Source organism: Vibrio sp. 10N.261.55.A7 (assembly GCF_002877365.1).
Lineage (GTDB): Bacteria > Pseudomonadota > Gammaproteobacteria > Enterobacterales > Vibrionaceae > Vibrio.
This window is the reverse complement of record NZ_MCWZ01000042.1, coordinates 1-9,733: the sequence shown is the minus strand read 5'-3', so window position 1 is coordinate 9,733 and position 9,733 is coordinate 1. Positions and strand designations below refer to the sequence as shown.

At 41.5% G+C, this 9,733-nt stretch carries 10 protein-coding genes; 3 read left to right on the top strand and 7 right to left on the bottom strand.

The window, feature by feature from the left end; genetic code table 11:
- On the bottom strand, positions 1 to 710 hold a 710-nt coding region (locus BCU12_RS04150), incomplete at its 3' end, for a class I SAM-dependent DNA methyltransferase (RefSeq protein WP_133153807.1).
- A 155-nt stretch (positions 711 to 865) separates the two neighbouring features.
- Between BCU12_RS04150 and BCU12_RS23680 the strand changes: the two genes are divergently transcribed.
- A complete protein-coding gene (locus tag BCU12_RS23680) occupies positions 866 to 1,264 on the top strand; it encodes a hypothetical protein (protein WP_008220703.1) in 399 nt (132 codons plus the stop codon).
- A 160-nt stretch (positions 1,265 to 1,424) separates the two neighbouring features.
- Here the strand turns inward: BCU12_RS23680 and BCU12_RS04135 are convergent, their stop codons facing one another.
- Positions 1,425 to 1,574 (bottom strand): hypothetical protein, encoded by a 150-nt coding sequence (locus BCU12_RS04135; RefSeq protein WP_008220701.1) that lies wholly within the window; start codon positions 1,572 to 1,574, stop codon positions 1,425 to 1,427.
- A 74-nt stretch (positions 1,575 to 1,648) separates the two neighbouring features.
- Here BCU12_RS04135 and BCU12_RS04130 point away from each other — a divergent pair, with 74 nt between their 5' ends.
- Positions 1,649 to 2,026 (top strand): elongation factor Ts, encoded by a 378-nt coding sequence (locus tag BCU12_RS04130; RefSeq protein WP_102403116.1) that lies wholly within the window; start codon positions 1,649 to 1,651, stop codon positions 2,024 to 2,026.
- Between the two features lie 45 nt (positions 2,027 to 2,071).
- On the opposite strand, the gene BCU12_RS04125 is transcribed toward BCU12_RS04130, so the two are convergent.
- From BCU12_RS04125 to BCU12_RS04115, 3 genes are all read right to left on the bottom strand, one after another.
- Positions 2,072 to 4,522, bottom strand: coding sequence for a DEAD/DEAH box helicase family protein (locus BCU12_RS04125; RefSeq protein ID WP_102403115.1), 2,451 nt, complete (start codon positions 4,520 to 4,522; stop codon positions 2,072 to 2,074).
- Positions 4,523 to 4,671: 149 nt separating this feature from the next.
- Positions 4,672 to 6,051: a DEAD/DEAH box helicase family protein gene (locus tag BCU12_RS04120; RefSeq protein ID WP_102403114.1), complete on the bottom strand. Its 1,380-nt coding sequence runs from the start codon at positions 6,049 to 6,051 to the stop codon at positions 4,672 to 4,674.
- Complete coding sequence (locus tag BCU12_RS04115; RefSeq protein WP_241909741.1) at positions 6,051 to 6,536, bottom strand: hypothetical protein; 486 nt, start codon at positions 6,534 to 6,536, stop codon at positions 6,051 to 6,053. Before BCU12_RS04115 ends, BCU12_RS04120 begins: the two co-directional genes overlap by 1 nt.
- Before the next feature lie 158 nt (positions 6,537 to 6,694).
- Between BCU12_RS04115 and BCU12_RS04110 the strand changes: the two genes are divergently transcribed.
- Positions 6,695 to 7,000, top strand: coding sequence for a helix-turn-helix transcriptional regulator (locus BCU12_RS04110; RefSeq protein ID WP_102403112.1), 306 nt, complete (start codon positions 6,695 to 6,697; stop codon positions 6,998 to 7,000).
- A 22-nt stretch (positions 7,001 to 7,022) separates the two neighbouring features.
- On the opposite strand, the gene BCU12_RS04105 is transcribed toward BCU12_RS04110, so the two are convergent.
- Both BCU12_RS04105 and BCU12_RS04100 read right to left on the bottom strand, forming a co-directional pair.
- Positions 7,023 to 8,072: a TniB family NTP-binding protein gene (locus tag BCU12_RS04105; RefSeq protein WP_241909740.1), complete on the bottom strand. Its 1,050-nt coding sequence runs from the start codon at positions 8,070 to 8,072 to the stop codon at positions 7,023 to 7,025.
- A 17-nt stretch (positions 8,073 to 8,089) separates the two neighbouring features.
- Positions 8,090 to 9,733, bottom strand: a 1,644-nt coding sequence (locus tag BCU12_RS04100; RefSeq protein WP_102403110.1) for a Mu transposase C-terminal domain-containing protein, incomplete at its 5' end; no start/stop codon positions are given.

The window sequence follows — 9,733 nt, the reverse complement described above, 5'->3', positions numbered from 1 at the left end:
GTGATACACAGTAGGTGTGGCAGTTGTTTCTTTTCGACTCCGTGGATCTGCTTTTGCAGTGTTTGGTGATCCGCTGCTGTTTTCACGTAGTTGTCTTTTACGTGATCAAACGAACACGCTAGGAAGCCGCCCGTACCCGTTGCTGGGTCCATAATCGCTTCGCCAAGCTTTGGATCTAATCGGTTGACGATGAAGCGTGTAACAGCACGAGGAGTATAGAATTCACCCGCGTTACCTGCGCTTTGTAGATCTTTTAAGATTTGCTCGTAGATATCACCAAATAGGTGGCGCTCTGACGAATCAGTAAAATCAATTTCATTCAGCTTGTTGATCACTTGGCGCAGTAACGTACCGTTTTTCATGTAGTTAAATGCATCGCTAAAGGCTTCTTTAGCCACAAAGCCACGCGGATTCAGATCAACAGGGGCAGTTAGGTTTTTCAGTTTGTAGAACAAATCGTCGTTCACGAATTCAAGCAGTTCATCACCAGTAATGCCTTCGGCATCTTGCGCCCAATTACGCCATAGATATTGTTCTGGGATTGGTGATTTGTAGTCGTCAAGTTCTAGCTCTAACTCTTCTTCTTGAGCGTCAAATACTTTAAGAAAAAGTAACCAAGACATTTGACCAAGGCGTTGTGCATCACCGTCGACACCCGCATCTTTACGCATGATGTCTTGAATGGATTTGATAACTGAACTGATAGACATGTTTTTCTACTTTTAAACAACTGAAATTTGTGGCGAATTATAGCAGAACTAGGTCAAAAAAAATGAAGTTAGTTCTATGAAACCATAGATATAAGATTCATTAATCTATAGCCTGAACTTATAAAATCATAATCATAAATACAGTTGGCTAAATAATGAAAATAGAATGCCCTCGTTGCCAGAAGGACAATGAGATTGAATTTGCAGAAAACATATCGTGTTCAGAGTGTGAGAAGAGTTTTAAAGGGTTTAAGTTCAGCAAGCGAAAGCTCGTTTCTGCTAGCTCCGCTTTACTGGTTGGAGCCCTAGGGGGTTACGCTGTTGAAAGCGGGTTAGACAAAGAAAGGTATCCTCTCGAAGTGGAATACGCGATTGTCGATACTTGCGTGAATTCTAGCAAAAATATGGTGTCGGTAAGTTGGTATGAAAGTAAACGGGAAACTTGTTTATGCGCATTAGAAAAAACAGAAAATGATGTGGCATATTCAGACTACAAATCAGATCAAGCTATATTTCTTCGCACATTCAAGCAACACGCCAACAGATGCTCATAAAAGGAGAGGCAGCATTATGCTACCCCTCCTTTAATTATTAGCGCTTAGGTGTGTTTCCGCGACCACCGCCCGATGGTTTGCCCGTCGTGCTTGGGTAATTTGGATTCGGCTTAGCGCCACCTTTAGGTGTACTTGAAGCTGGTTTATTCATGATGAACTCCTATTTCCCTTGTTTTTGGTTGTGAGCAGCTGCGCGTTGAGCTCGGCCAGCAAAGTCGCCTTTAGGAACTTGCCCACCGTTTTGTTTTGCGGCATTACCTTGAATGCGAGCAGCGGCTTCTGGTGTCATTGGTGCTTTTGATTTAGTCATGATTTTGTCCTTTTTTTCGTGATTAAGATGTCTTCGCTAAGACAAGGTAATAATAACTAGGGGGTTAGGGACAAATGGGGACAGCGACAAAACAAAAGCAAAAACAGATTCAAAAAGCTTTGGATGCCTTGGGTTGGAGCCATAGCCAGCTTGCAAGTGTGCTTTATGATGAGCTCAATGCTAACGATGACTTTAAAGAGACTGACAAAGATTATATTCGTAAGCTTGGCCAAAATATTAAAAAACAACTCCAACGAGAATCGACACCTGACGAACGGCTAAAACAGTACTTATTAATACTGTCGGAACACCCAGATTACCAAGCGTTAAAGCTAGGAACTGTACTCCCCAAGTATGTTGAACATGAATGTATAAATTGTGATTTGACCGATCAGCTAACGGAGCTATCGGCAGAACTAGACCTGTTCAACGACAATGAAAATGGCCGCTAATTTAGCGGCCTTAAAGGTTTTCGTATCTACACGGTGTGAATATTGTTAAGCAGATTGGTAGATAGCAGCTTCCAGTTCATTAACCGCTTCTAAATATTGCAGTTTGCCACCAAAGCCTTTCTTAATGATTTCTAACGGTCTGCCCATTTCATCGAAAGGTTTCACTTTAAGAACGTGGATGTTTTCGATTTCTTGCACTCCCTCATCAGCATACTTGTCGAGAAGGTTGTTCAGAACCTGCTGCGCGGTATCGCCATATTTAGTGAAGTAGTTACGCTTTTTCACGTTATCGGCGCGCTCTTTACGAGTTAAAGCAGGTTGATCGTAAACGACATGACAAATCATATCGAATGGGTCCATCTCTTTGCCCACTTCATCTTCAAGCGCTTCCCATAAGATGCCTGCTTCAGCCAACTCATCAATGATAACCTGTTTGCGGTCTGAGTCATTCCAACGTTTAGTAAACTCATCAAGTGACGAGAACTGCTTCACCATTGTTTTTCGGGTGTAGTCTTTGAAGGATTCAGTAACGAGCTTGCCGTCTGAATCGTAATACTGAACACGCTCTGCGAGGGCTTTAACTGAAACACCGTTTACATGGAATTTACGAACCCTGTTTTCGTCATCCCAATCATCAGCGCCTTCTGTCCCACCTTCTGATGAACCACCAAAATCATCACCATAAGGTGACTCAGGCTCTTGGATTGAATCAGGATCGATATCTTCATCACCAAAAGGGTTATCAGTGTCTACATCATCAACGCCATCGATGATGTCATCTAAATCTTCATCATCTTCAAATTGTTCTGGTGTAGTGACTTTCACGCGCTCAGGTGTACCGTCAAAGTCTGGGCGAGCAAAATTTTCAGTTGCCTTTTTGAAATCGAGTATGGTGAACCAAAGCTTACCGTAGCGATCATCTATACGAGTACCGCGACCAATAACTTGTTTGAACTTGGTTATGGATTGAATACCTTGGTCAAGCACGACGAGCTTACAAGTCTTAGCGTCAACGCCTGTGCTCATTAGCTCTGAGGTTGTGGCTATGACGGGGTATTTCTTCTTAGGGTTGATGAAGTTATCAAGCTGGGCTTTACCTATTTCATCATCACCAGTGATTTTCATCACGTACTTTTCATTTTTCTCGACTTGCTCAGGGTTCAAGTTCACCAATGCACGTCGCATTCGCTCGGCATGGTCAATGTCATTACAGAAGACAATGGTCTTTGACATTGGATCTGTACGTTTTAAGTAGTTTGTGATGGTTTGAGCGACAAGATCGGTACGTTCGTCTATCACCATGGTTCGGTCAAAGTCTTTTTGATTGTAGATACGGTCTTCAATCACTTCACCGTGCTTATCCGTTTGCCCTTTGGTTGGTCGCCAACCTTGAACATCCACATCAATATCTACACGAACGACTTTGTAAGGTGCTAAGAAGCCATCCTCGATGCCTTCTTTGAGTGAATAGGTGTAAACGGGATCACCAAAGTATTCAATATTTGATACTTCGTCGGTTTCTTTTGGTGTTGCAGTTAAACCGACTTGAGTGGCAGAGCCAAAATACTCTAGGATTTCACGCCAAGCACTGTCTTCAGATGCGCTACCTCTGTGGCACTCGTCTATGATGATGAGATCAAAGAAGTTCGGGTCGACCTGTTTATAGGCTTTTTGTTCTTCTTCAGGACCAGTGAGTGCCTGATATAACGCGAGGTGAACTTCGAACGCAGGATCAACTTTTCGGCCTGTTATCTTTGTCATGGCCGTACCGAACGGTTGGAAGTCGTTGGTTTTTGTCTGATCGACAAGGATATTTCTATCCGCTAGAAATAGGATTCGTTTCTTAGCTTTGGCTTTCCATAATCGCCAAATAATCTGAAAAGCGGTATAGGTTTTACCTGTGCCTGTCGCCATGACCAGTAAGATTCGGTCTTGTCCTGCGGCAACGGCTTCCACTGTTTTGTTGATCGCTTGAAGCTGGTAATAGCGCGGTGATTTTCCGCTACCGTCATCATGATAATCTTGAGTGATAACAGGTAGGTGCTCTGACTTATACCCTTTCCAGATGCAGTATTTGTCCCAGAGCTGTTGTGGTGTTGGAAAGTCTTCCAATCGAATTTCAGTTTCTAATTGAGTGGGATTGGTTTTATCGTGGAAAATAAAACCGTCACCATTGGATGCGAATATGAACGGAACTTCCAATAGACGTGCATAGTCCATTCCCTGCTGCATCCCTTTACCAACTTCATGTTTATTCGCTTTAGCTTCAATCACAGCAAGCGGCATACTTGGTTTGTGATAGAGCACGATGTCGGCTGATTTTACTTTTTTACGCGCAGCGGCTTGGCCTCGAACAATCACTTTACCATCACGCAGCTTCACCTCTTGGCGAATCTGGGTCATGTCATCCCAACCTGCATCTTTAATAGCAGGAAGAATAAATTTTGTGATGATATCGGTTTCAGTCAGTTTTGCTTTGTTGATATTCGTAACCATGCTGCCACTCGGGGAAATCAATTAGGCATGTAGTATATAACAAAGCTCATATCAAACCGAGTGTGTTACCTTTGGCATCATAGGGTTATTACACATTCTCAGTCACATTCTTTTATTAAACTGAGTCATTAATTGCTGATTTTCGTTAGCTATGTAAATGCCGATATAACACGCTGTTTAAATTGACCTAAACGTAACTCCTCAAATGACGACATGAAATTAGAAGCGTTTGAATTTGTTGGCGCTATAGATTCTCCCCAGCTCAATGTACTTCGTTGATGTGAAGTAGGAGTCATTCCTTCTAGACTATTTAATGACGTTCGTTCATTGTTTGGAGAGCGGCACTGGTTATCACGTTCTTGTCTTATATACATGCAAGTATCTGGAATGTCTTGCTCTATACGTTCTGCAAACCCTGTCAGATTTTCCTCTGCAAAGGTAAATAACCAGGCTTCTTGATTTGGCGCGTCGTTAATTCTCAAAATTCTACCGAGCACCTGTCTAAAGTAGAGCTCAGTTTTAACTGCGCTTATGTGGCAGCAGACTTGAAGCCTTGGAATATCAGTCCCCTCACTGATCATTCCAACGCTGACTATCCATTGGGTGTTGGATTTTCTAAACCTTTCAATCTCAGCTAATGGATCGTCGTGATGATGGGTCACGATACATGTTGTTTGTTGAAACTCTTCAATCAACTTAGTTTGAATTTGCTTCGCATGTTGAATTGAAGCGGCAACGACTAAGCCTCCAGCGTTTGGAGAGGTGCATCTTATCTCTGCTAGTTTTTTACATGATACTTCTAACAAAAATCTCATCGCATCCTCATTGTGAATGACACTTTGGTAAGAGGTTTTTGATTGTTTTAAAAGCTCTAATATTGATGTAAAACTCTTAGTCTCGTTACCTTCTGTCACTGACAGGTGATCATTATCGACTAAAGCAATTTTCGGGGTTCGGCATACCTTCTCCTCAATCGCTTGCTTTAAACCATATTGAAAGTCGCAAATGATCTCTCCTTCTGGATCAGAGTATTCAGCCATAGCAATGGAGACTAAATCAGACCGCCAAGGTGTACCTGAAAGAGCGAGGGTATAGTGCGCAAGGCTCTGTATTTTAGACACCACTTGCTCACCCCAACTATTCATATTGCCATGTTCGTCATAAGAGCAGTGATGGACCTCATCAAACAGCGCAAGGATTCGAAACTTTCTCATCGTTTGCCAAAAGCTTTCGTCAAAAAACTGGATGGATTGGTAGGTATAAGAGGCTCCTAAAGTCCCCATTCCGCCGTTAAAGGCACAACCTAGTTTCCATGCAAATGTACTCCTAATACCTTCAGCAACGGTTAGAGAGGGCGAAAAGCACAACACAAGGTCTATTTCACCCTCTTCGAATAGTCGTTTTGCTAACTCGGCAGCCATGACCGTCTTACCTGCTCCTGGCGTTGCCTGACAAAAGAAGTTTCGGCCACCATTGGTGTATTTATTTAACGCGGCTTCTACACAGTTTGACTGCCACTCTCTTAACATTACGCCGCCACCTCTAGTTCAGAGGTTATTAGAACTTTAGACAAAGTATTAATACGGCCTAATAACCTTGCGGAACGGTCTTTTGCATCAACAAACATGGGGTATAAAAGCTCTTCTTCATTGGGGAAACGCTTTAATAGTGATTGAAACTCGTCCACTTCTCCCAAAATGATGGCAAGCTCGCCCTCGTATCGATTTTTCTCCGCTACCAAAACGCCAAACGAACTATTTGTGCTCACTTTGACCTTTTGCTCTGCTGTCGAACGCACTATGAGATCATTGTTTGACTCAAATGATAACTGCAAAAATTGCTCTGATTTTTGATACCTTTTTGTGTGTCCTTTCCCTGTATGTTTCAGCCACCCTCGACGTACAAACGTTAAAATCTGACGATAGATGGTTTTTCTAGCGTGATAAAGATCGTCAAACTCTTCAAAGTCCTTCATTAAACAATCTCTTGCTTCAGTCACTGTGAAATTATTCATTTCTCTTTTAATCAATAGGTTGAACATGTAAGTGTTGATTTTTTTTGCTTGCTTCATTGGAACATTTGCACGGTTAAAAACTTAGGATTGCTAAGTATACAAAAATCAGTAAAACTTAGACAATCTAAGTTATCGAAAGGTTGAAAAGAAATGTGTAAGTGCAAAAAAACAACCCAATCCCCGCGAGGCTCAAAACTGCGCGTAAAAAAGCCAAAATCACCCAAAAAGATCTGGGGGTGAAAATAGGTATGGAACAGAGTTCGGCTAGCGGTCGTATGAATCATTACGAGAAAGGCCGGCATGTACCAGATATCGGAACGCTTGAACGTATGGCTGAGGAACTAGATGTACCGCTGAATTACTTTTTTTGTAAAAGTGATTTGAGTGCGGAGCTGGCGTGTGCGATTGATAAGATGAGTGATGAAGAGAAGGCGGCGTTGTTGGAGCGGTTAACATCCCAGTAACTCTACTCTCAAGCCAACAAGTTTATACTTTCAGTCCACTTTTACTTAAGAGAATACTCAGTGGGATTGCATCGGTAAAACGTGGAGCTAGTATTTTATCTTCTGCCGTAATAGCTCTCGTATTGTAAGCTGAACCTATATCAATTTGATCTAATTCCAGCTTGTCTAGCGAGCATTCAAATGGATTATCTAAAGAGGGGAATTTAAGAGCGAAGGTACTAGAAAGCACCTCTTTATCAATCGTGTTTTTATCTTCTTTGAAGCTCATAAGCATGGCATCTTTCAAAAAGTGTTTTAACCTACGGCACTCTCCACGACACATTGAAAATAAAGGGTAAAGGATTTCATTTTTAGTTAGCAAAGGCTTGTTTTCGTATCCCATTCTAGAAGCTAACCCAGCAACAAACATCGCAAAATGTTTCTTCTGATCGGCATCAATACGGTATTTAGGGCCAGTGTCTTTCTTATCTCGCTCATCCTTAAATAACGTAAAATAATTAATTTCTCTTCGCCAACTCAATCGAGAATTCCACTGTGACTCCTTCGCAATAACATCGGCATAGGGCATTCCAACCAATACAAATGATACTCCTGCTTCCTCACTAATATATTTGAATGTGTTAGCAATGGTCTGTCGTTCATCCGCTGTAGAAAACTCCACAAGCTCTTGAATCTCATTGACAATAATTAGCTCGACAGATTTACGTTTTAATTGCTTCACAACTCCTTCACCAAGTGCAATTTCGTTTCTTTTTCGTGTTGAGCGCCCGCCTGATTTTGAGTCCAAATCAACGAGAAATTGGGTCAGAGTGTTTTGTTCATTTACTCGACTAGGAATTCGGGTACTTAGGACTGTTTGTTTCGACCAATTAGATCCTAGTTTAAAGCGTGAAACGTAATTATTAATCAAAGCCGTTTTTCCACTTCCTGACTCGCCCGTTAATAGAAATGACTCAGGCTCACCTCCTAGCGATTGATTAAAGCGAAGTTGGTCAAATATTGAATAGATATCAGTTATTTCTGGGTACTCAATAAAACAATTATCATAAGCTTTCAGTTGTTCATACTGCATGGAAGTAAGGTTCACCATTAGTAACCCTCTATCTCTTCCAGATCATCATCGTCACCCAATAAAAGTGGAGTACTAACAACGTTCAACGTTGAGTCGCTGCTATCAATTTTTTTAACGATTGAACCTGGCCCTTCGGTTCCAACATCTCTATATTTTGCAATCTTCGACGTGTTACCAGTTTTGGGTTGGGTCAGCTTTTTGTTTCTAGAGCTACGCATTCGTTCAGCTTCCCCTTCAATAAGGGCTTCCATATATAAATAGGTATCAGCTAAAGACTCTTCATTGACGAGGCTTCGAGTATTTAATCTTCTCACTCTTTGAATTCGTTCATGCTCGAACAATGAAAGCCCATTGGTATAGCCACTGTTATCAACCGCAGGAACTTTTATGTATCTCTTTTCGGATTCAAGAAAAACGTAAATTACGCTTATGTCTGAAGGATCAGTTTTTGTTCTTACATAAAGCTTCCCTTGCGAATTCACGGAATTGTATTTTCGATACTCGATAAGTTCTTCAGACTGGTAGCGTAAGTTGTGTAACCTGATTCCTGCTATCCCAATAGTCCGATGCCTTAGCAACCCCAATTCAATGCGTAAGTCTGCAGCCGCTTTCCCTTGGTAGAAATTCGGAAGCCATTTCGATTCATTCCATTTATGATAAGGGATACCCCTTTCTCTACTATCAGAGTCCATGTGATATTTGTCGATAACCCATTTATGTATCAACTCCATAAATACAGAAACTCTAACTGCAGACTCTTTTTTAGGGTCATAATCTTTTAGCTGAGTGGGGTTAGTAAAAGTTTTTCCAGGTAGTGCGTTAACCAACCCCTTGTTTAGTTGGTCAAATAACTTTTCTATACCGGTCTTTCTCCAAGGCTTTGCAGCTTGGCTATATTGAATATCCGACACCAAAGGTCGCAAAGAGTCTTCTAGGCTATCACTCCAAAACTCTGCACCGTTATCGACAACTAAATTGTCTATTTTCCCATGGCATGGCCAATCATTGGTTATTGAAGGAAACTTATCTTTTATCCAACTTTTTTCTAGCAAAGTACTTAACAACGCTTTTCTAACGGAATCAAAACTAGGCTCTCTAAAATTCACACTGAAGCCAACTATGCATTTACTAAACTGGTCATAGAGCATGGTTAGATATGGGCGACCTAGCGGAATATCCAACTCATCATCAATTAGAATTACAGGGACTGGAGTATGGTCGATTTCAACGTACTCCATCGGTTTCGTCGCTTCTATTTGCTGACCTACAGACCGGAACTCTCGATCTGCGTATCGCTTTCCATACCTTGCAACGGCAACATCATAGGGTGGTAAGCTATTTATTCGATCATAAAATGCTCTTTGACTAATTGGCTTGATTTTACCTTCGACAATTTCTTGATTGGTTTTAATTACGCGGCTTTTATAATAACGGTAAGTCTCTGCGACACTTAAACGCTCTTTGGTTAGGTATTTTTTATTTATAGCTTTATCTATGAGTAACTGAGAATCCGTATGTTGGTTTCGATTACCTTTTTGTGCATGAGCGGGAACGAGTGAGTGGATAGATCGACCAGACTCAAAATAAACTCTTTTCCATTCTGCTAGAATTCTCCAGCTAGGCGGAGATAACTTAAGCTCTTGCTCTACCATATCTAGAAT

Coding starts and splice junctions, on each gene's coding strand:
- BCU12_RS04125 (WP_102403115.1), bottom strand. CDS start 4,522: ATGGTTACGAATATCAACAAAGCAAAACTGACTGAAACCGATATCATC.
- BCU12_RS04135 (WP_008220701.1), bottom strand. CDS start 1,574: ATGACTAAATCAAAAGCACCAATGACACCAGAAGCCGCTGCTCGCATT.
- BCU12_RS04115 (WP_241909741.1), bottom strand. CDS start 6,536: ATGAATAATTTCACAGTGACTGAAGCAAGAGATTGTTTAATGAAGGAC.
- BCU12_RS04105 (WP_241909740.1), bottom strand. CDS start 8,072: ATGCAGTATGAACAACTGAAAGCTTATGATAATTGTTTTATTGAGTAC.
- BCU12_RS23680 (WP_008220703.1), top strand. CDS start 866: ATGAAAATAGAATGCCCTCGTTGCCAGAAGGACAATGAGATTGAATTT.
- BCU12_RS04130 (WP_102403116.1), top strand. CDS start 1,649: ATGGGGACAGCGACAAAACAAAAGCAAAAACAGATTCAAAAAGCTTTG.
- BCU12_RS04120 (WP_102403114.1), bottom strand. CDS start 6,051: ATGTTAAGAGAGTGGCAGTCAAACTGTGTAGAAGCCGCGTTAAATAAA.